Source organism: Candidatus Poseidoniia archaeon, from assembly GCA_030748895.1.
GTDB lineage: Archaea > Thermoplasmatota > Poseidoniia > MGIII > CG-Epi1 > UBA8886.
In genome coordinates, this window is record JASMLC010000007.1 from 71,437 (window position 1) to 91,868 (window position 20,432).

The window sequence follows — 20,432 nt, forward strand, 5'->3', positions numbered from 1 at the left end:
CCCGGCCTGCTCCCGGCATGATGGAGAGCAGGAAGCTGCAACTGACCGGTGGCTCCACCATCACGGTCTCGTTGCCCCGGAAGTGGGTTGACGAGGTGGGACTCCAGCGGGGCGCCGAGGTGGTGCTGGTGCCGCAGTCCAACGGCACGCTGGTCGTCGACCCCCGCGCCAGCAGTCAGGGATGGGAAAAGCAGCGCAGCCTGCGGGTGCGTGACGAGGTGGATGCGCATCTTTTCCGGCGGCTGATTGGCATCTACCTGACCGGCACGACCGAGATTTCGGCCGAGGCTGAGGCCCGCTTCAGCGTACGCCAGCGCTCGACCATCCGCGAGTTTTCGGCCAGCGTCATCGGGATGGAAATAGTCGAGGAGGAGGCGAGCCGTATCCTGCTCAACGACGTCACCAGCCCCGGGGCGCTGCCGTTCGACCGGACGGTGAAGCGGTTCTACCGCATCGTGCGCGCAATGTACGACGACGCGGTGCAGATGCTACACGGCTCCGGGATGGAGGCGGCCGAGGTGCGCGACCGCGACCGCGAAGCAGACAAACTTTACTGGTTCATCGAGCGGCAGTTCAACATGACTCTGGAAAATGTCCAGTTGGCGGAGAAGGTCGCGGGCGGGCTGGCGCATGGCCAGTTTTTCTCGCATGTCGCACGCGCACTCGAGCGTATCGGCGACCACGCCTGCCGGCTGGCGGAGGCGGCCGAAACGCTGCCGCAACCGGACGCAAAGCTGCTGAAGCTGGCAGACCAGGCGGGCGCCATCCTGGAGGAGGCTATGGTCTCCTTCAGTGGGCTGAAGGCGGGCAGCGCCGTCGAGATTATTGACCGCGGCAAGGCGTATCGCGACCGCTGCCAGCGCTACCTGCAGCAGCGCGCCGCGAAAGCCCCGGAGGAAGCGCTGCCGCTTTTCATGGCGCTCGAATCGCTGATTCGCACCGCGCTCTACTCGACCGACATCGCCGAGGTGACCATCAACTTCGCGTCGCAGGACTGATTAACCGGCCGCCGCTGCCGCCCCGTGCAGATTGACGCGCCCTTCTACACGCAGACGATGGACTTCAGTTGTGGCGCCGCCTGCGCGCTGATGGCGCTGGGCCACTTCAACCTGGCCGGCCCGCTCGACCGCGACCTGGAAGTCGAGGTGTGGCGCGAGACCAACGCGGTCGAAATCGGCGGCTGCGGCCGCTACGGGCTCGCGGCACCGCTCGCTCTGCGAGGCTTGCGGCCGCACATCATCTCGACCGCCGACGGGCTCGGCCTGATGGAGCGCGTCCACGAGCGTGTCGCCGGCATCGACCCCGGCACGCTGGAGTTCTTCCACATCATGCAGCAGCGGCTCTGCGCGCGCAACGGCGTTACGGAGGAGCGGCGAAAACCGGGGGCCGCCGACATCCGCGCCGCGCTGACCGCCGAACGGCTGGTGCTGGCGCTGGTCTCGACCGCGCTCTTCCCGGAAGAGGATGACGAGATTCCACACTGGGCGCTGGTGACCGGGCTGCGCGGTTCCGAGCTGCTGGTCCACAACCCACTCGACCCCCCGGAGCGGGCGCACCGCCCCGTCGCCGGCGCCGCGCTGCTCGCCAGCGCGGTGCAGTTCGGCGAGCAGGCGCTGGTCACCGTCGGCAGCCGCGTGTGGCCTGACGGGAAATCGGTCGCTGAGCCGCCGCTGCCCCGGGGCACCATCGGCTCCCGCGCTGCGGTCGCGGCTAATTAAGTTTCGCTCCAGAGTCGCGCCAGCCGCACGCAGAGCCGCTGTAGGAACTCCACTTCGGCCCGGGAGAAGGGGTCGCGCGTGTGCGAGTCGATATCGAGCTGCGCGACGACCATGCCGTCGGCGTGAATTGGAATGACAACTTCCGACCGCACCGCGCTGCCGCACGACAGGTAATTGGCTTCGGCCGCCACATCGGGTACGACCAGCGTCTCGCCGCTCTCGGCCACCTGCCCGCAGACGCCGCGCCCGAACGGGATGCGCACGTGTTCCGTCGGCGCGCCGACGTATGGCCCCAGCACCAGCTCTCGCCCGTCGACGAGGTAGAAGCCGATCCAGTCGTAGTGCTCCACGCGTGAATCGAGCAGCTGCGCGATTTCGCGCAGCGCAGCTCCGCGGTCGGTCGCGACAGCGAGGATTTTGGCAGCGGCGCTTTCGAGTCGCATCAATTCCATGGCAGCAGGGTTCAGGCCGCCAGCAGTTCCCTGACGCGCGCCTCCACATCGGCCGGCGCGAGCCGCTGGTGCGCAATCTGCTCCGCCTGCCCGCAGTTACCTGGCCGGGTGGTGCCCATGTGGCCGTAGCGCGGCGCGAATCCGCGCTCGAGCAGCCAGCTGCCGTAGCGGATACCGAGGCCGGTGCGCCGGTTCAGGCTCTCGACGACCAGTATAAAAGGAGCCTTGCCCAGTCTGGCGAGCATGTCTTCGTCAACGACGTTGAGCGTGGGCTTGTTCACCAGCCCCACCGCCACGCCCTGGGCGCGCAGCGTTTCGACGACGTGCAGGCAGCGGTGCAGCATGTCGCCGTAGCTCACAATCCAGCCCGCGTCGCCCTCGCGCACGATTTCGTCGCGGCCCGGCTCGAATTCGTAGCCATCGCCGTGCATCGGCTCGCCTTCCGAGCCGAGGATTTCCGGCTGCTTCGAGCGGTTGGAGAAGATGAACCGCAGCCCCCGCTCGGGGAAGACGCGCCGCACGACGGCGTCCATCTGGTGGACGTCGGCCGGAAAATAAAGCGCAGTCGGCGCGCCGGCCTCGACGTAGTTGTCGGCGAAGAAATTGTTGAGCCCGAAATGGCACGTATTATCGGACATCGCGTCAACCCCGGCGTGCGAGAAATGGCAGAGCAGGTCGCACTCGTTGAGCCGCGACATCGTGATTTCGGAAATGACCATTTCGAGGAAGGCGGAGAAGGTAGCGAAGACCCCCTGACAGCCGGGCTGCGAGCCAAAGCCGGCGGCGGCGAGCAGGTTGCCGCGCTCCTGTACCCCGCCGCTGGTGAAGCACTCGGGGAACTGCTCGCGAATAGCCGTCAGGCCAACCGACCCCTCCAGGTCCGAGTCGAAGGCGCGGACGCGCTGCCGCTCGTCGGGCGAGAGCCCTGCCAGCACCGCGGCGAGCGAAGCGCCGAACTGCTTGCGGCACGCTTCCGGCGCGCCACCGCCAAGCAGCTCTGCCGGAGGCGCAGCCGCTTCGCCTTCGATTTCAGTCAGTAGCGCTAGCGCTGCGCCGTGGTCGCGCGCAGTGAAGTACTCGCGCGCCGCAGCGAGCGTGATGACGTCGTGCAGTTGTGGCGTCCCTTCGAGTTGCGGGACGCCCGGCCCCATGGCCCGGCGGCAAAGAACGGCGGCCGGGCCGTCGTGGAGCAGCGCGGCGACAATCGCGGCCAGCAGTGCGCGGGTGTCCTCACCGTCGGCCGGGAAGACGGCGAAGCCCTGCCCCCCGAGAGTGCGCCCAAGGTCGAACCCCGGCAGGTAGCGGTCGGGGTAGCCGGCAATCGTGACGTTGTTGTCGTCGATAATCCACTTGACGTTGAGGTTGTTGGCGACCGCCAGCCGCGCCGCCTCCGCGTTGTTGCCCTCCATCTGCGAGCCGTCGGAGCCGAACATCACTATCCCCTGCCCGGGATGGGCGAGCGCGACGCCGTTGACGTGCCCCGCCGCGTGGCCGAGCCGTCCGCTCGAGAAGTCGATGCAGTCAAGCAATTCCTTCTCGGGGTGGCCGGCCAGCCCCGAGTCGTATTCGCGGTAGTGCAGCAGCTGCTCTGGCTGCAAGTCACCCCGCAGCGCGCCGCGTGCATACTGCAGTGCGGCACGGTGTCCCGCTTCGTCGAAAAACTCGGGGTGAATCGCGGCTCCGCCGTCGCGCAGTGCGTCGACTATCACCACCTCCGGAGCAATGTCGTACGGCCCGCCGGTGTGACCGCCAAGGCCTCGCGCGCGGGCGATTGCGGTCAGCGCGATAATGGCGTCACGCAGCAGCGCAATATCGCTCTCCAGCTGCGCCAGTCCGGCTTCGTCAATCTCGGGTTCAAGTGGTAATTTCAGCCGCGAAAAGCCGCTGAGGTCGAGGGGAAAATCCATGCCCGTCAGGGCAGCCTGAGGCCCGGCTTAAACGTAACCCTCAGAGGTTGGGTTTGAGTCTCAGGATTTCGGAACTGCCGCCTTCCAGAACGGTCACTGCCGAGACCGGGAAAGGCTTTCCGCACGCGGCACCGAGGTCAGAGTTGGTTCCATCAAACTGGTAAACGTCCGTTTCAGCCTCGAGGACGGCCTCACGCACCCCGGCCGGGCAGTTGTTCGCCAGTATCACCAGCCGCGCCCCGTCGCTGGTGACTGCCTCGCAGCACTGGTTGGCGCCAAGGTTAACTTCGCCGGTGGCGATAGCTTTGCGCAGCGCCTTGTTGAGGTCCATCAGGCTTCCTTCCCGGGTTTGTAGATAACGCTCACCGCGCCGGTGCCGAGATGGACCGGCTGGCCGACGATGATGTTCTCGGCGACGCCAGTCAGGACGTCCGACTCTCCGGAGAGGCCGGCGAGTAGCAGGTGGGTAGAGGTAATCTCGAAGGCGGCCCGGGCGAGGACCGAGGTCTTCGCACCAGAAATCCCGTGCCGGCCAATTGCCTTGACGCGGCCGGTGTTGGTCATCACGTCAGCGACCAGCAGGTTGTGGCGCAAGTCTACCGAGAGCCCCTGTTCGTTCAGCGTCTGGTTCAGCTCATGAATTATGGAGTTGCGCGCCGCCTCGATTCCGAGCACTTCGGCAATTTCGTGGACCGAATTACTGCTGGTGCGGGTCGGGTCGATTTCCGGCATCGCCAGGACTGCCTTCAGGTCGGAACCTTCGGTGAAGATGACGTATTCGTCCTTATCCTTGCGCACGATAGCGCGGGAAATCGAGGCGATACCAGCTACCTTGAGCCGGCGCACCTTGTCCTCCAGGATGTAGAGTTTCTTGAATGACGGCTCCTTTTCGGTCAGGACAATTTCACCGTTCTCGATAGTCATCAGGCAGCGCAGCCTCCCCTGTTTCTTGATGCGCGCCGCCAGCAATTCATCTGTCAGCATGCACGCCTTCATCTCTTTCGGGTCCGGCTCGATAATCAGCCGCAGGTTGGTCATGTCGGTGCGGATACGCGCCAGGCTGTTGACCGACCGCGCCTCAATCCGTGCCGCTACGTCCAGCGCCACCTTGCGGTCGGCGGCGAACTGCGGCTCGAGGTAGACCTCCATGATTGGGGTCTTGGGTTCGCGGCGGGCATCAACAATCTCGATTAGCCGCGGCAGTCCCAGTGTAACGTTCATTTCGGCAACACCGGCGTAGTGGAATGTCCGCATGGTCATCTGCGTCCCCGGCTCACCAATTGATTGCGCTGCGAGGATACCGACCGCCTCAGTAGCGTCGACTTGCGCGAGGCCATACTGCGCCAGCGCCAACTTCACAATTTCGCCAAACTGCTTCGCGCTCAGCTTGCGACCAGCCGCATTCTCAGCCAGTTGTCGCACGATGCCCTGAGGCAGCGTTGCCTTCGCTTTCGCGAGCGCCTGCTGTAGCTTCTCCTCCGCGGCGACCTGTTCGCTGAAGGTGGCGACCAGTGCCTTGACGCCCTTGGCTTGTAGCCGCCCCTTCTCGGCGCTGCACGCGATTTCCTCGACATAGTGGCTCGGGAGCCCCTTCGCCAGCTTGAGTGCGCGGATGCGGAACGGGTTGAGCTTGCGCCCGGTCTCTTCTTCTTCCTCAAGGTCGGCGACCTCGATTCCCTTGGTTGGTGCCTTGGCCGGCTCGGCCAGTGCCTTCGCGGCAGCCTCCTCGACCGCCTTGCGGAACTCCTCCAGCCGCGACATCGGGACGTCGGCGTCCTTCAGCTCCTCGTTGGTAGCCGCCGCTGCTTGCGTGGGATGATAAAGTCCCCCAGTGAAGAGCCCCTGTGCCGTCTTCTCGGAGAAACCAAGCTCGGTGTAGACTTTCTGTGCGTCGATGCGCTCCTGCTCGAAGCGCAGTCGGTCGCGTGAAAGGTCGAACGAATCCTCGACCTGCGTGTAGTTGCGTGCCGAACGGACGGGCGTGCCGTCCATCTTGTGAAACTCCTCCAGCCGCAGCGTGCGCGGTAGCGGCACCAGCCGCTCGATGCGCAGGAAGGTAACATAGGGCTCCTCGGCGTGTGCCGGCAGCAGCAGTTCTTCTTCCTCGGGAGTCCCGGGGCGGTCGAACGAGAGCACTTCCGAGATTATCGACAGGTAGCGAATGCCGTGGTGTTCCTTGAGGTAGACGTAGCCGCTGAAGGGGTAGCGGAACTGCCGGGCATTAATCGGGAATGCGACTCCCAGCAGTACCTCGCCCTTCGAGGCGACATGCCTGTTGATAGCCTCAATCGTGTAACCGTCAGGCAGTGACCAGATTACACCCAGTTTCTTTTCGACCCTTCGCAGCGCAGCATCGGCCGAGAAGGGGCCATCGCCCGATTTCTCCTCTTCGAGTGCGCCTGCAACGACCTCTTCGCGGTCGACCTTGTGGTTGCCGACCGCCTCGATGACTTCCAGTATTTCGCGGAAGCTGAAGAGCTTGCGCAATTGTGCGAGGCTCGCTTTCTTGAGCGTCCCGAGCTGCTCGCCCGCGTCGGCCGCCTTGGCCGCCAGTCCCCGCGCCATGCCACGCCGCTCGAGTGCGCGGATAGTGTCGCTACGCGCCATTACTTGCCTCCCCCGGCGACTGCCTCGACGATGTCGTTGGCGTCAATTCCTTCCCCGAACTTGGAGCGGGTCGGGTCGACAGCGTCCTCACCGTAGCTGAACTGGATGACGGTGTTAGCCGTGTTGCGGACAGTACCATCATACTTGACGCGCAAATCCTCCAGCGCGTTGACCAGCCGCCGCTGCATGTAGCCGCTACGCGAGGTGCGCACGGCCGTATCGACCAGCCCCTCGCGGCCACCCATGGAGTGGAAGAAATACTCGGTCGGACTCAGTCCATGCTTGTAGCTGGAGCGGACGAATCCCTTCGCCGCAGCACCCAGGTCACCCTGGTTGAAGTGCGAAAGAGTGCGCTTCTCGTAGCCGCGCGAAATCCGCTCGCCTCGAACCGCCTGCTGGCCGATGCTGCCCGCCATCTGTGACAGGTTGAGCATGCTGCCGCGCGCGCCGGAGCGCGCCATGATGACGGCGAAATTGTCCATACCGAGGTGCCAGCCGGCGATGTCGCCTGCCTTGTCGCGCGCCTGTCCCAGTTTCTTCATAACCTCGACTTCGAGCGTCTCCTCGAGGCTGCGTCCCGGCATGCTCTCGAGGTTGCCCTTGTTGTAGGAGGTGACCAGTTTGTTGACGCCCTTCATGGCGCCCTGCATGGCGTCCTCAATCTGCAGGATGGCTTCCGGCGGGATATCTTCGTCGTCAATCCCGGTCGTGCAACCAGTCTCCATCAAGGCCCCGACGGCGAGGCGGGTGACGAGGTCAATGAACTCGCGTGCCGCGCTCGGCCCCTTAAGGCGCGAAATCTCCTCGAGGATAATGCCCTTGAAGGCGGAGATGGAGCGACCATCGACCGGTCCGCGCAGCATCTCGCCGTTACGGATTTCGACAATCGTGTCGAGGTCGTCGTTCTCCTCCACGCTGCGCTCGGGGAAATAGACTGAGGCGTTGAACTCCAGGTTCATGTCATCCGGTAGTAGAGCCGAGAAAATCTGCCGTCCCGACCACTTGGGGCCGCCGGTCGCCTTGGGGTAGGCTGGCTTCGGCAGTGCGCCGTGGTAGTCGATGCGCGACAGGATGCGCACGGTCTGGTCGCGGTCGTAGCTCGCGTCGCCATGGGTCAGCAGGAACATGCCGGTGATGTGGTCGTGGATAGCGCCAATCACGGCACCGCCGAAACGGGGTGAGCGGATGTGCTCCTGCACCCGCATCAGGATGCGCGCCTCGGCGCGCGCCTCTTCGGACTGGACGACGTGCAGGTTCATCTCGTCGCCGTCGAAGTCGGCATTGTATGGTGGGCAGACGCAGAGATTGATGCGGAAGGTCTTGCCCTTCATGATACGCACTTCGTGCGCCATCATCGACATGCGGTGCAGCGACGGCTGCCGGTTGAACAGCACAATGTCGCCATCCATCAGGTGGCGCTCGACGATGAAGCCCGGTTCGAGGCGCTCCAGATTGAACTCCCAGTTTTCGTCGGTGAGTTTGACGCGTCGCCCGTCGGGGCGAATCATGTAATTGATGCCAGGGATGTAGCGCTCGGGGTCGCTGGGGTCGAAGTTCTCCTTCATCAGCCACTTCATGAATTGCAGGTTGTGGATGTTGGTGCGGACCGGGACGGTCAGCTCGCGCGCCGCCATTTCGGGGACGCCGACCTGGTTGATGCTCAGATAGGGGTCCGGAGTAATCACGGTGCGCGCCGAGAAGTTGACGCGTTTTCCACTCAGGTTGGAGCGGAAGCGCCCCTCCTTTCCCTTCAGCCGCTGGATGATGGTCTTCAGCGGCCGCCCACTGCGGTGGCGCGCGGTGGGGATGCCGGCAGTCTGGTTATCGAAATAGGTCGTGACGTGGTACTGCAGCAGCTCCCACAGGTCCTCGACGATGAGCTGCGGCGCACCGGCGTCGCGGTTCTCACGCAGCCGCTGGTTGATACGCAGCACGTCGACCAGTTTGTGAGTCAGGTCGTCTTCCGAGCGCTCGCCGCTCTCGAGGGTAATCGAGGGGCGTACCGAGACCGGCGGGACCGGCAGGACGGTGAGCACCATGTATTCGGGGCGCGTGGTTTCAGGGTTGAAGCCGAGCGTCCGCAGGTCGCCTGCGGGGATTTTCTCGAGCCGGCTGCGCACTTCCTTGGGAGTCAGCTTGCGCCCTTCTTCGCGGAAGGTGGTCGGCTTGTCGAGTGTGAGCTTGATTTGCGCCTCGGTGCAGTGCGGGCACGTTTTCGCCTTGACCGCCTCGCGAATGGCGCGGCGGATGTGTTCCTGCATCGTGACCGTGGTTCCCGCCTCTGACTCGTGGATTTTCTCGAGCAGCGAGGTGTAGTGGTCGATGCGCTCCTGCGGCAGCAGTAGCCGACTGCAATCGGAACAGGTTGACGAGAGCACGTCCTTGATGACCTTGGAGTAGCCGGAGTGGATGACCGGCATCGCGAAGTCGATATGGCCGAAGTGGCCGGGGCACTCGTCCAGCTTGCGGTTGCAGGTCTTGCAGCGCAGTCCCGGCTCGATAACACCGAGATGCATGTCCATCAGCCCCATCGGAATCGGGAAGCCGTCATCATCGTAGGTGTCGGCAGTGATGACCTTGCTGGTCGAGAGATTGCGAATTTCCATCGGCCCGATGAGCGCGAAATCGATGCTGCAGATGCGCTTGGGAATCATGTGGCGAATCATGAGAGGTCCTCCAGCCGCAATCGCGCCGCGATACCCAGAGACTTCAGCTCCTCAAGCAGTAGCTTGAACGCATATGACATCGTCACGGGATAGATGGCGGTGTTGTCGCCCATGGGTGAGGTCAACACGCCGCGCCGGTCCATGTAGGAAATGTGCCCTGAACGGCTGTCGACATACTGCAACGTTTTGTCACTCTCGTCGAGCAGCCGGTCCTTGATGACCATCGCCGCTCCGTGACCGATAAGGCAGTCGCGCTCCATCTCACCGAACCGCAGACCGCCCATGCGGGCGCGCCCCTCGGTCGGCTGCCGCGTCAGCAGTTGCACCGGCCCTCGTGAGCGGGCGTGCAGTTTGCCGCTGACCATGTGGTGCAACTTCTGGTAGTAGATGACGCCGATGAAGATGTCGGCGTCGATGCGGCGGCCGGTTTGTCCGTCGTAGAGCGATTCACGGCCAGTGTGCTTGAAGCCGAGACCAGCCAGTTCGCCGCGCAGGTCATCCTCCTTCTCACCTGAAAAGGCGCTACCATCGATGAGGCTGCCCCGCATGGCGCCCAGCTTGCCACCTACCATCTCCAACACGTGGGCGACAGTCATGCGGCTCGGAATCGCGTGCGGGTTGATAATAAGGTCCGGGACGATACCGGTGGCGGTGAAGGGCATCCCCTCCGGCGGCACCATATGGCCGATGACTCCCTTCTGCCCGTGCCGGCTGGCGAATTTGTCGCCCAGCTCCGGGACGCGCTGGTCGCGCACGCGGATACGTGCGATGCGCGAACCGCTCTCAGTCTCGGAGAGCATCACTGAATCGACAGTCCCCTTCTCGCCATGGCGTACCGTCAGTGACGATTCGCGCACTTTCTGCGGAGTCAGGAAATCAGTCGGCTCGGCGAGGAAACGGGGCGGGCTGGTCTTGCCAATCAGCACCTCGCGCCCGCGCAGGTCGACTTCGGGGTAAATCAGCCCGTCCTCCTCGAGGTTGAAGTACGCCTCTTCGGAGCGCGCACCACGTACGTCGGGGCCGGGAATCACGAAGCGGTCCTCCTGACCGCCGGGGTAGCGTCGCTCTTCGGAGATGTAGGAGCGCATGAAACTGGAGCGACCGAGGCCACGGTCAATTGAGCCGCGGTTGAAAATCAGCGCGTCCTCCATGTTGTAGCCGTGGTAGCTCATCACCGCCACGACCATGTTCTGCCCTGCGGGTCGGACTCGCAGGGTATTGTAGCGCATCGCCTCGGTCTGGACCATCGGCTGCTGCGGGTAGTGCATCAGGTGGCCGCGCGTGTCGGGACGCAGCCGGTAGTTGGACTGCCCCATCCCGAGCGACTGCTTCGACATGCCGGCGCCCATCGTACAGCGCGGCGACGAGTTGTGCTCGGGGAACGGGACGTTCGAGGTCGCGACGCCGAGGATAACCATCGGATCCACCTCCATGTGAGTGTAGGCGTGGGTCTTGCGGTTACGCTTCAGGTCATCGGCGTTAAGCGCAATCAGGCAGTTTTCCTCCTCTTCGGCATCGATATACTCGATGAGCCCGCGCTCCAGCAGGTCGTTCCAGACCACCTTCTCCGTGCCGGCATTCTCAATATCCTTGTCGGTTACGCGTAGTTTGTTGTTACGGTCTACCACCAGCAGCGGACGGCGGATGCGTCCCGGGTCGCTGTTTATAATCACATCGTCGAGAGAATCATCGTAGCGCACGTTCACCGTATGGCGGATGTGCGCCTCGCGCCGCAGCTGCCGAATCTTGAGGACGAGGTCCTTTGGAGCTGCATGGCAGCCAGCTAGGTCACCGTTGAAGTAGACCTTGCCCCAGCTCTCCTTAAATTTTTCGAGAGGCTGAACGTCCAGGTCGCGCAGTGTGCCGAGAATCTCACCATCGGGCAGGTTTTCGGAAACGTCAACCATCAGGGCCAGGTTCTTGACCAGTCCGCAGTTCTGTCCTTCCGGCGTCTCGTTGGGACAGAGCCGCCCGAACTGGGTCGAGTGCAGGTCGCGCGCCTCGAAGTGCGGCTGGCTGCGGGTCAGCGGTGAAATCACGCGGCGCAGGTGCGACAGGGTCGCCATATTGCAGGTGCGGTCGAGCAGCTGCGACACGCCGGCGCGGCCGCCTGTCCAGTTTCCGGTCGCCATGGCGTGCATAATCTTGTTGGTGAGCACGTCACGCCGTACGGCGTTGTGAACCCGGTTATCCTTACGTTTAGCGTAATTGCGCTCCATCTGGTATTTCATATCGTTGAGCAGTGCCTGCAGACCCGTGCGGAACAGCTCCTCCATCAGGTTGCCTGCCAGCTTGAGCCGCTTGTTGGCGTAATGGTCCTTGTCGTCCGGCTTGCGACTGCCGGTCGCCAGCTCGAGCACCTCTCGCGCCATCCGGCCGAGGAAAAGCGCCTTCTTGCCGCGCACTTCCTGACTGGTCGAGAGATGCGGCAACAGGGTATTGTCGATGATGTAGTTGATGCGCTTGCGCCGGTACTCCTTCGACTGGCCGGCGGCAAAACGGCGCTCCAGATACTGTAGCGCCTCTTCAGTCGTGAAGACCGATTCGCTCTGGTGAATCTCCTCGATGTTGGCCAGTACCTGATTCTGGGTGGTGTCATCGGCGTTGATGGCTGACATGATTTCGTCAGCGGACTCCATCCCGAGCGCCATCATCAGCACCACCAGGGGGACCTGTCCCGAGGCGACCGGAATCGAAACCTGCAGGATGCCGTCCTTCTTCTTCTCAACTACAGTAAGGGCACGGAAGCCCTCTCGCTGCGAGAAGACCTTGGCGAGTTCGGTCTGCCGCTGGTAGCGCGCATTGCGCTCGACCATCACCCGGTTGGGCGCCAGGTCCTCGAGGCAAACGAGCACGCGCTCGGTGCCGTTAACGATGAAATAGCCGCCGGGATCCTCTGGGTCCTCCTGCTCCTGCTGGAGGATGGTGCGATATTCGGCGTCCGTGGGGGTGGACTCGATTTCGTATTTTTCCTGAATGTAAACCGAATTGCGGTGCAGGTTGCAGAGCGAGGACTTGACCATAATCGGCATCAGCCCGATTTCTTCCTCAATATCCTCTATCTCGATTTCCTCTTCGATAACCGTGAAACGCAGCAGGATGGGTGCAGCGTAGGTGAGGTTACGCAGCCGCGACATCATCGGGATGGAGTCTGACTGCGAGCCGTTAGCCTCGTAGATCATTGGTCGCCCGACGCGGACGTCACCCAGCTTGACAACCACGTCCAGGTCGCCCAGCTCGAGCCGGATGGAACCGCGCATGCTCTCGTCAGCGCCGACGGTGATGTTGTCGACAACTCGCTGCATCCACGGTGCGCTATTGTCGAGGTGTGGCAGGAAGTCATTGAATGAGCCGAGCTGGTGATTCACCATCGCCGCGCTCGGTCCCGCAGTGCTCTTGCCACGGAAAAATGATTTGATTAGCGGCCGCATGTTCATTCTGCCACCACCAGCCGGTACGCCAGGTTAATCCCGGCGCGTCCGTTATTGCGCGAAACTTCGATGACGTCGCCTGTCTGGATTTCTTCATCTATGGCCTGGACAGCGGGGTCAGAGAGCAGGATGCGCGGCAGCTGCTCCGCCCTGACATTCAGCTCACCGAGCGCACTCTTTGCCTCTCCAGCTTCGAGTTTTCGATGTCCCGGTACCATTTTGTGAAGCCACAGTTGTTTATTGTCCAAATTAATTCACCCCTTCCCCACCTGCCTAGCACTCCTGCTATCGGCGGGCCTGAAGGGATTCGAACCCTTGGCCGTCCGGTTAAAAGCCGGACGCTCTACCTGGCTAAGCTACAGGCCCTTCTCTGCACCGCCGACACGCTGGAGCGGCTCGCCAAGCAAGGGGACTATATAACAATTTCTGACTTTCAGGAGCTGACAAGGGCTCCTGACGACAGAGTCGTCCATTTGTCACCGTGGAAGCGATGCTGGAGGGGGCTTCCGTAGCCATCATTATAAAACCGCGCGCAATCGCGGCGCGTGGGGTCCGTTACAAGCTTGGCACCTGAGTTCCTGCGCGCGACCGAGGCAGCCGCCATCGCCGCCGGTAGCATGCGCGGCTGCGGGGATAACAAAAGGGCTGACGCCGCGGCGGTAGCCGCAATGCGCGCGGTCTTCGACACTATCGCCTTCGACGGCCGTGTCGCCATTGGTGAGGGCGAGCGCGACGAGGCGCCGATGCTCTGGATTGGCGAGCCGCTCGGTTCACGGCAGGGCGACCCCGCGGCGATAGCGGTCGATATTGCGGTTGACCCGCTCGAGTGTACTAACAACTGCGCGCGCGACGACCCCGACGCGCTCGCCGTGCTGGCGGCGGCACCGCGCGGCGCGCTCCTGCATGCCCCGGACTGCTACATGAACAAGATTGCCGGCCCGGCGGAGCTGGCCGGCCACGTTAGCCTTGACGCGCCAGTCATCGACAACCTGCGCGCAACAGCCGAAGTGCTGGGGAAGCCGCTCTCCGAAGTGAGGGTCATCGTGCTAGAGCGGCCGCGCCACGACCAGCTCATGGCCGAAATCCGCGCAGCCGGCGCACAGCTGCAACTCATCGGCGACGGCGACATTGCCGGCGCACTGCGCGCTGCGACCGGCGAAGCCGACCTGCTGCTCGGCATCGGCGCCGCGCCCGAAGGCGTCATCACCGCTACTGCGCTGCGCGGGCTCGGCGGTTTCTTCGAGGGGCGGCTCCATTTCCACAAGCCGGAATTCCGCGCCCGCGCGGTCGAGATGCTCGGCGACGACGTCGACCGGCTCTGGCAGCGCGACGAGCTCTGCACTTCGGACGATGCGGTATTCGTCGCGACCGGCGTCTGCGACGGCTGGCTGCCCGGCCCCGTGGCGGGCGAAGGCGGGACGACCACCACCAGCCGCGTCATCTCGGTCGCCGACGGCCGCGACGAAATAATCCGTCACGAGCACGCGCCAGCCTCTTAAGCTGCGCCAGCCTCGGGGGGCATGGACAGGGCAGCACTCGAAGCGACCGCCCGCGCGCTGGCGGCGCCCGGCAAGGGCATTCTGGCGGCGGACGAATCCACTCCCACGATGGGCAAGCGGCTGGCGCAGCTAGGGCTGCCCAACGAGCCCGGATTGCGGCGCGAGTTCCGCGAGACACTCTTCACCGCGCCGGAGATGGAGCAGTACATCTCGGGCGTCATCCTGTTCGACGAGACGCTGCGCCAGGCGGCGAGCGACGACCGTGGCATGGCCGAAATCCTCGAGTCGCAGGGCGTCATCCCCGGCATCAAGGTTGACGGCGGTGCGCACCCGATGGAGGGCGCGCCGGGCGAGAAGCTGACGGCGGGGCTCGACGGCCTCGCCGAGCGGTGCGCTGAGTATCATGCGCTGGGCGCCCGTTTCGACAAGTGGCGCGCCGTGATTACCATCGGCGAAGGGCTGCCGACCAGCTCCTGCGTGCAGGCCAACGCCGACGCGCTGGCTGACTACGCGCGCATCTCGCAGGACGCCGGGCTGGTGCCGATTGTTGAGCCGGAGGTGCTGATGGACGGCAGCCACACCATCGGCCGCTGCTACGAAATCAGCGAGTGCACGCTCGACAAGGTTTTCACGGCGCTCGCGGACCGCGGCGTGCACTTGCCGGGCATCCTGCTGAAGCCCAACATGGTCATCTCCGCCAGCGACGCCGCGAACCGCGCCGGGGTCGACGAGGTCGCCAGCGAAACGCTGCGCTGCCTGAAGGCGACCGTGCCGGTCGAGGTACCGGGCATCATGTTCCTCTCCGGCGGCCAGTCGGAGGTCGAGGCGACGGCGCACCTGAACGCGATGAACGCCATGGGCGGCGGACCCTGGGAGCTCTCGTTCTCCTACGGCCGCGCGCTGCAGCAGTCGGCGCTGCAGGCGTGGGGCGGCGCGACGGCCAATTGCGCTGCGGCGCAGGCGGCGTTCGTGCAGCGCGCGCGGCTCAACGGAGCCGCGCGCTACGGTCGCTACGCGGCGGAGATGGAAGCTTAACTCTTCGGCAGGTGCGAGCAACAACAATCGCCGCCGCACCATTTGACGCGGACGCCCGCCTCGATATCGCAGTCGCACTCGGAACAGCGTATGGAAGGCCGCCGTCGGGGAGACAGATTAAGCTTGCTCCAGCCCCAGCAGTTCCCGGCTCGAGTCGCTGACCAGCCCCAGCGCCCAGCGCGCGATGACGACGCCGCCAACGATACCGACCAGCGGATCAAGGTAGGCGAAGCCGCTGCCGAGCGCCCACCCCAGCAGCAGCGCCAGGATGACGAAGACCGAGATGAGCGCGTCGGCCAGCACGTGCAGGTAGGCGCCGCGCAGGTTCAGGTCGGCGATGTCTTTCGAGCTGGCAAAAAGGCGTTCGAGGCGTGACAGGATGAAGTCGAAGTCCTCGGCGTACGACTGTGCCAGCCGGTTCCACGAGCCGAAGTCGCGCGGCGTGTGGTCGTGCGAATGGTCGTGCGAGTGACCGTGCGAATGGCCGCCGCCTTCGTGGCCCTGCCCCAGAATCCAGGCGCACCAGCCGTTGACGAAAAGCCCGATGACCGCGACCGGCAGCGCCTGCCCGTAGCTGATTTCGGGCCGTTCGACGAAGTGGCGGAACGCCTCGTAGCCGATGTAGAGCGCGACGATGCCGAGCACAATCGCGCTCGCGAAGCCCCCCAGCGCGCTGGCGCGGCTCGCCTGCGGGCTGCCCTCCTCGATGTCGGGATGCGTGCGGGTGAAGTGGTAGGCGTAGAGCGTAATCCCCAGCGCCGCGGCGTGGGTGCCCATGTGCCAGCCGTCGGCGAGCAGCGCCACCGATGAGGTGAGCCAGCCGGTGGCGATTTCGACCACCATCATCACCAGCGTAATCGCGACGACGACCTGCGTGCGTCGCTCGCCATCACCGGCCAGGCCTTGCGGGTCGCCGTGCATTGCGTGGCGGCAGTCCGCGCCGGCTATAACGGTGGCGCCGCGCGTTCAGCCGCTTGCGAGGAAGTCGCGGATGCTGTCGCCCAATGGCGACGCCTCGTCGGGCGGCGCGACTCCGACGCGCCGTAGCCGCCCCGCCATCTCTGCATCGGCGATGGCGTAAATGATGCGCCGGCCGTCGCGCCGCCGTCGGAGAATCCCGGCCTCGACCAGCACCCGCAGGTGGCGCGACACCGTCGAGGCATCGCGCCCCGCAACGGCCGCCAGCTGTCCTGCGTCGAGTTCGCCCTCGAGCAGCGCGCCGGCGATGCGTAGCCGGCGCACGTCGCCCAGTGCTTTGAAGAATTGGGCCTGCCGGGTCATATAGTTGTATAATTGTGCAATTATAAAACTATAGCCCCGCCCCGACGATGAACGCACCCATCGCAACCCACATTCCCTGTTTCAGCAGTTTCTGTCCGGCGCGAGCGTCGCCCTGCCACGCCTGCCAGAGGCCGTAGAGCATCACCGCGTTGGCGGCGGTGACCAGTATGAGGTAGCCGCTGCGCGCGCCGCCGTCAAAGCCCGCGCCCGCGTAGAAACTCAGCGCGACGGCCGCCAGCAGCGCCACCGCCGCCAGCGCCAGCGCGCGCCCGGTCCCGATGGCGGCCGGCAGCGTGCGCCGGTCACGGTCGCCCGCCAGATCCTGGATGTCCTTGACGATTTCGCGCGCGAGCGAGGCGAGTACCGCCAGCGTGAAGAGCCACAGCGCGGGGCCGGGGTCGCCGGTGAGCGCGCCGCCATAGAGGAACACGGCGCCCGAGAGCAGCGCGATGAGCGCGTTGCCGGGCAGCCCGGTCGCCTTCAGCGCGGTCTCGTAGCTGCCGAGCAGCAGGCAGCCGCCGCCGGCAATCGCCAGCGGCAGCGCGCCGAGCAGGCCCAGTTGCCAGCCGACCGCCAGCGCCGCGAGCCCGGCCGCCAGCAGCGCCAGCGCCCAGCGCAGCGCCACCGCCGGCTGCAGCCGCCCGGAAGGAAGCGGCCGCTGCGGGTGGTTGGCGCGGTCGCTCTCGCGGTCGAACCAGTCGTTGAGCACGTTGCCCCCGGCGACGCACGCCATTGCCGCGCTGCAACCGAGCGCCAGCTGCGGTGCCATCCCCGCCAGCTCCGGGCCGGCCGCGACGAACGCGCCGACCGCGACGCCGACCGCAGTCAGCACGCAGTTGGCGGGACGCGCTATTTCCAGATAGGGGTTCACGAGGTGCCAGCTGCGGCGCCAGAAAAGGGCCGCGGAGGCGTCGCTGCGCTCATCATATTTATGTGTTTGCGAATGGCAGTAAATAGACCCCTCGCCTATGACAAGTTCCCGCGCTGGGATATTCTCATCCGAAGGGCTGAGATAACCCGCAAAGGCGTGGGACCGACCGGAAAAACCGGCGGAAGCCCAGGGCCGAAGCCGCAAGGCGGAGGACCAGAGCGGAAGCTGGGGGAACCGGACGGACGCCAACCGGAAACTTCGGAAGAAGCCGAGGGTGGAGGCCGTAAGGCCAAGATCCAAGGCGGGGGACGGAGGGACCGGAAGGCAACAGGGACCGGGGTGCCCCGCAAGGGGAAACCCGGCGCCCGAACCCGGGCCCCGGCGGCCATGACCCTGCAAGGGGGAGCGGCCGCTCGGGACCCAACCCTTTTGGACAAAACCGGTGTTGAGCCGGCCCCATAAAACTGTAACTGGTTCAGCTTTTGCTTTCGAGGTCCTGGATAGCGCTGCGCAGCTCGTCGCTGAGCGGGACGCTGCGGTCGGTCGCGTAGTCAATCATCACCACTACCGAGTCGCCCTCCGCCGCGACCGCGCCCAGCGCGTCCGAGTGAAGGCGGTATGCCATGCGGTACGACGAATTCCCCAGGCTGGTAACGGTCGCCTCACAGCGGACCGTGTCGGGATACTCGACCGGCAGGTGATAGTCGATTTCCATGTGCGCCAGAATCGGGCCGACGCCGTCCGGGGTCGCGATTTCCTGCCGAATTTCCCGGAAGTAGGCGATGCGCGCCGACTCGAACCAGGTCAGGTAGACTGCGTTGTTGACATGCCCGAAAGAGTCCATGTCGCCCCAGTGGACTGGAAATTCCACGCTGACCGGCCAGCTGCCGAATGCCATGCGGGGCCACCCGCCGAACCGTATTAAGCCGCGCCGGCATGGCCGCAGCATGAGTGCCGCGACCGCCCGCAAGGCCGCGCTCGCCTACTGGGGCTTCGCTCCCAAGCCGGCCGCGCGCGCGTCGAAGGGAATCGACCTGCAGGTGCTCGGCGAGTGCGGGACCGCCGGCCTCGATGAGGCGGCCGCGCCGCTGAGGCGCTTCGCGGCGCTGGTCGCCCGTGAGTGGCCCGAGCACATCGGCGCGGTCGGCGGCCACGCGCGCATACCGCTGTCGCTGCTGGAGCGGCTGGCGAGACTCGCGAAAGGGACTGACGAGAAGCCCGGAGCCAGCTCGCCCGAGGAGGCCGAGGCATGGGCGCGGCACCTCGTGGACGCCGAACGCAAATGTTTCCTGGCGGTCTCCGAGCACCGCGGCGCGCGGCGGGTGCTACTGCTCAACCTCGGCGTGTGAAGATTAATTAGCGCCAGCCGTTGCGCACGCGTGAAAATCTACACCCGCCGCGGCGACGACGGCTCGACCGCCCTCGGGAACGGCGCACGCGTCAGTAAGGATTCGCCGCTGCCGGAAGCGTACGGCGCGGTGGACGAGGCGCAGGCGGTGCTGGGGCTGGTGCGCGCCGAGGCGGAAGCCGGGGGCGAGCTGGCGGAGCTGGTCGAGCAGCTCGAGCGCGACCTGTGGCAGGTGATGGGCGAGCTGGCGGGTGCCGCGCGCGGCGAGGGCGTTACGCCCGAAATGATTACGCGACTGGAGGCGCAGATTGATTCGCTCAGCGACCGCTTCGAGCTGCCGCAGGAGTTCGTCGTCCCGGGCGAGAACCGGCTGGCGGCGCTGCTCGACCATGCGCGCACTGTCGCGCGGCGCGCCGAGCGGCGCGTGCTGGCAAGTGGCTTCAAGGGTGAGGCGCTGGCATATCTGAATCGCCTTTCGGATTTGCTGTGGGTGATGGCGCGCTGGCAGGCGGGCGAGTCGCTGCCGTCGCGCGACTGATGCAGCTCCCCGATGGGCTGGCGAAGCACCTGCGCGAGCAGCTGCAGGACCAGCAGGGCAGCGAGGACGCCCGCGTCGCGCGCGGAAATGCCCTCGGTTTCGGCGTGCTGGGCGAGCGACGCGCCCGCGACGACGAACTGCGTCGCAGCCTCGAGCTGCCGGCGGCCGCCAGCGGCGGTATTCTGGGCGCGCGCGAAGAAGAGGTGCGCGGCGCCGTCTGCGTCCTGCTGCGGCTCTCCCCCCGGGAGAACTTGCGTGAAGCGCGCGAGCTGCTGGAGCAGGTGCTGGCGGAGGCGATGCCCGACCTGCCGGATGACCTCGACGGCGACGTAGCGACCGAGCCGCTGCGGCTTGCGCGGCAGGCGCGCGCCGGCCTCTCGGAAGTAGCGTTCCTCGCCGGGGAGTATGGCCGTTGCCGTAACGAGGCGGAGCTGGCGCGCGAGCTGATTCCGGCCTACCTGCTCTACCAGCCGCATCGCAAGGGCTACCCGCACGAACTGATGGCGCGCGGGATGGCCGAGGAGGACGCCGAACATGTCTCGCGCGGCACGGTGATGCAGGAGGAATTCCTGCAGTACGCGCTTGACGTGGGCTACCTGCGGCCGTGGGAAGACACCTACCTCGTGGCGTACACGCTGGCGCGCGCCGGGAGACGCTGGCTCGACGAGCGCGGCGGCTGAAATACGGAGTTGAACAGTTTTAAGTATGCAGTCAGGGCAATGGCCGCCGAGGCAACTCATGTTCAGTAACAAAATGGTAGCTTGGGCTATCCTGGCTGCATTCCTGCTAAGCTCCGTACCTACCGTGACTGCAGGCGGCGACTACGACGAGTGGTTCTGGTCTATAACTGGCGACACCACCGATGAGGATGGTGACGGCTACAACGACACCGCGACGATCGGCTACGACCCCGATACCACCTGTGAATGTGATGTTGATATCTACGTCTACATCACCGTATATGACACCGATACCGGTGACGTGGTGGATTCCGGCAGCTTTGAGTACACAATCAACAATGGCGAGGGCGACTGGTTCGAAGAGGACTGGACCCCCGACTACAATGGCACCTTTGACTT

Annotated in this window: 19 protein-coding genes and 1 tRNA gene; 8 read left to right on the plus strand and 12 right to left on the minus strand. The window is 65.0% G+C overall.

Going from position 1 to position 20,432, the window contains the following annotated elements:
• Window positions 1-20: 20 nt before the first annotated feature.
• Together QGG57_04280 and QGG57_04285 are read left to right on the plus strand one after the other, a co-directional pair.
• Complete coding sequence (locus tag QGG57_04280; GenBank protein ID MDP7007388.1) at window positions 21-998, plus strand: PhoU domain-containing protein; 978 nt, start codon at window positions 21-23, stop codon at window positions 996-998.
• Window positions 999-1,022: 24 nt separating this feature from the next.
• A complete protein-coding gene (locus QGG57_04285) occupies window positions 1,023-1,718 on the plus strand; it encodes a peptidase C39 family protein (protein MDP7007389.1) in 696 nt (231 codons plus the stop codon).
• On the opposite strand, the gene QGG57_04290 is transcribed toward QGG57_04285, so the two are convergent.
• The 8 genes from QGG57_04290 to QGG57_04325 all read right to left on the minus strand — a co-directional run bounded on the left by QGG57_04290 (window position 1,715) and on the right by QGG57_04325 (window position 13,147).
• The gene (locus tag QGG57_04290; protein MDP7007390.1) at window positions 1,715-2,170 is read right to left on the minus strand and encodes a GAF domain-containing protein; all 456 of its coding nucleotides are present in this window, start codon (window positions 2,168-2,170) and stop codon (window positions 1,715-1,717) included. The genes QGG57_04285 and QGG57_04290 overlap by 4 nt on opposite strands.
• Before the next feature lie 11 nt (window positions 2,171-2,181).
• Window positions 2,182-4,077 carry a transketolase C-terminal domain-containing protein gene (locus QGG57_04295; GenBank protein MDP7007391.1) on the minus strand — a complete coding sequence of 632 codons (1,896 nt, stop codon included), beginning with the start codon at window positions 4,075-4,077 and terminating at the stop codon, window positions 2,182-2,184.
• 40 nt (window positions 4,078-4,117) lie between these two features.
• The gene (locus QGG57_04300; protein ID MDP7007392.1) at window positions 4,118-4,408 is read right to left on the minus strand and encodes a 50S ribosomal protein L30e; all 291 of its coding nucleotides are present in this window, start codon (window positions 4,406-4,408) and stop codon (window positions 4,118-4,120) included.
• Window positions 4,408-6,684: a DNA-directed RNA polymerase subunit A'' gene (rpoA2, locus tag QGG57_04305; protein ID MDP7007393.1), complete on the minus strand. Its 2,277-nt coding sequence runs from the start codon at window positions 6,682-6,684 to the stop codon at window positions 4,408-4,410. Before rpoA2 ends, QGG57_04300 begins: the two co-directional genes overlap by 1 nt.
• Window positions 6,684-9,350, minus strand: a complete 2,667-nt coding sequence (locus tag QGG57_04310; GenBank protein ID MDP7007394.1) for a DNA-directed RNA polymerase subunit A' — start codon at window positions 9,348-9,350, stop codon at window positions 6,684-6,686. The genes rpoA2 and QGG57_04310 overlap by 1 nt, the downstream gene beginning before the upstream one ends.
• Window positions 9,347-12,787 (minus strand): DNA-directed RNA polymerase subunit B, encoded by a 3,441-nt coding sequence (locus QGG57_04315; GenBank protein MDP7007395.1) that lies wholly within the window; start codon window positions 12,785-12,787, stop codon window positions 9,347-9,349. Before QGG57_04315 ends, QGG57_04310 begins: the two co-directional genes overlap by 4 nt.
• Window positions 12,784-12,999 carry a DNA-directed RNA polymerase subunit H gene (locus QGG57_04320; protein ID MDP7007396.1) on the minus strand — a complete coding sequence of 72 codons (216 nt, stop codon included), beginning with the start codon at window positions 12,997-12,999 and terminating at the stop codon, window positions 12,784-12,786. The genes QGG57_04315 and QGG57_04320 overlap by 4 nt, the downstream gene beginning before the upstream one ends.
• Before the next feature lie 74 nt (window positions 13,000-13,073).
• A tRNA-Lys gene (locus tag QGG57_04325) sits at window positions 13,074-13,147 on the minus strand.
• 179 nt (window positions 13,148-13,326) lie between these two features.
• On the opposite strand from QGG57_04325, the gene glpX reads away from it, so the two are divergent.
• On the plus strand, window positions 13,327-14,280 hold the full coding sequence (gene glpX / locus QGG57_04330; GenBank protein MDP7007397.1) for a class II fructose-bisphosphatase: 954 nt from the start codon (window positions 13,327-13,329) through the stop codon (window positions 14,278-14,280).
• Between the two features lie 21 nt (window positions 14,281-14,301).
• Window positions 14,302-15,315 (plus strand): fructose-bisphosphate aldolase class I, encoded by a 1,014-nt coding sequence (locus QGG57_04335; protein ID MDP7007398.1) that lies wholly within the window; start codon window positions 14,302-14,304, stop codon window positions 15,313-15,315.
• A gap of 117 nt (window positions 15,316-15,432) precedes the next feature.
• Here QGG57_04335 and dmeF read toward each other — a convergent pair whose 3' ends face one another.
• The 4 genes from dmeF to QGG57_04355 all read right to left on the minus strand — a co-directional run bounded on the left by dmeF (window position 15,433) and on the right by QGG57_04355 (window position 18,365).
• Window positions 15,433-16,236, minus strand: coding sequence for a CDF family Co(II)/Ni(II) efflux transporter DmeF (dmeF, locus tag QGG57_04340; GenBank protein ID MDP7007399.1), 804 nt, complete (start codon window positions 16,234-16,236; stop codon window positions 15,433-15,435).
• 45 nt (window positions 16,237-16,281) lie between these two features.
• Window positions 16,282-16,596, minus strand: a complete 315-nt coding sequence (locus tag QGG57_04345) for a metalloregulator ArsR/SmtB family transcription factor (protein MDP7007400.1) — start codon at window positions 16,594-16,596, stop codon at window positions 16,282-16,284.
• Between the two features lie 28 nt (window positions 16,597-16,624).
• Window positions 16,625-17,467 (minus strand): geranylgeranylglycerol-phosphate geranylgeranyltransferase, encoded by an 843-nt coding sequence (locus QGG57_04350; protein ID MDP7007401.1) that lies wholly within the window; start codon window positions 17,465-17,467, stop codon window positions 16,625-16,627.
• Between the two features lie 475 nt (window positions 17,468-17,942).
• On the minus strand, window positions 17,943-18,365 hold the full coding sequence (locus QGG57_04355; protein ID MDP7007402.1) for a thioesterase family protein: 423 nt from the start codon (window positions 18,363-18,365) through the stop codon (window positions 17,943-17,945).
• Window positions 18,366-18,414: 49 nt separating this feature from the next.
• On the opposite strand from QGG57_04355, the gene QGG57_04360 reads away from it, so the two are divergent.
• The 4 genes from QGG57_04360 to QGG57_04375 all read left to right on the plus strand — a co-directional run.
• Entirely contained in the window at window positions 18,415-18,816 is a 402-nt protein-coding gene (locus tag QGG57_04360; GenBank protein ID MDP7007403.1) for a hypothetical protein, read from the plus strand.
• Window positions 18,817-18,846: 30 nt separating this feature from the next.
• Entirely contained in the window at window positions 18,847-19,353 is a 507-nt protein-coding gene (locus QGG57_04365; GenBank protein MDP7007404.1) for a cob(I)yrinic acid a,c-diamide adenosyltransferase, read from the plus strand.
• Window positions 19,353-20,033 carry a hypothetical protein gene (locus tag QGG57_04370; protein ID MDP7007405.1) on the plus strand — a complete coding sequence of 227 codons (681 nt, stop codon included), beginning with the start codon at window positions 19,353-19,355 and terminating at the stop codon, window positions 20,031-20,033. The genes QGG57_04365 and QGG57_04370 overlap by 1 nt, the downstream gene beginning before the upstream one ends.
• 58 nt (window positions 20,034-20,091) lie before the next feature.
• Window positions 20,092-20,432: hypothetical protein (locus QGG57_04375; GenBank protein ID MDP7007406.1), on the plus strand; the 341-nt coding region annotated here is incomplete at its 3' end.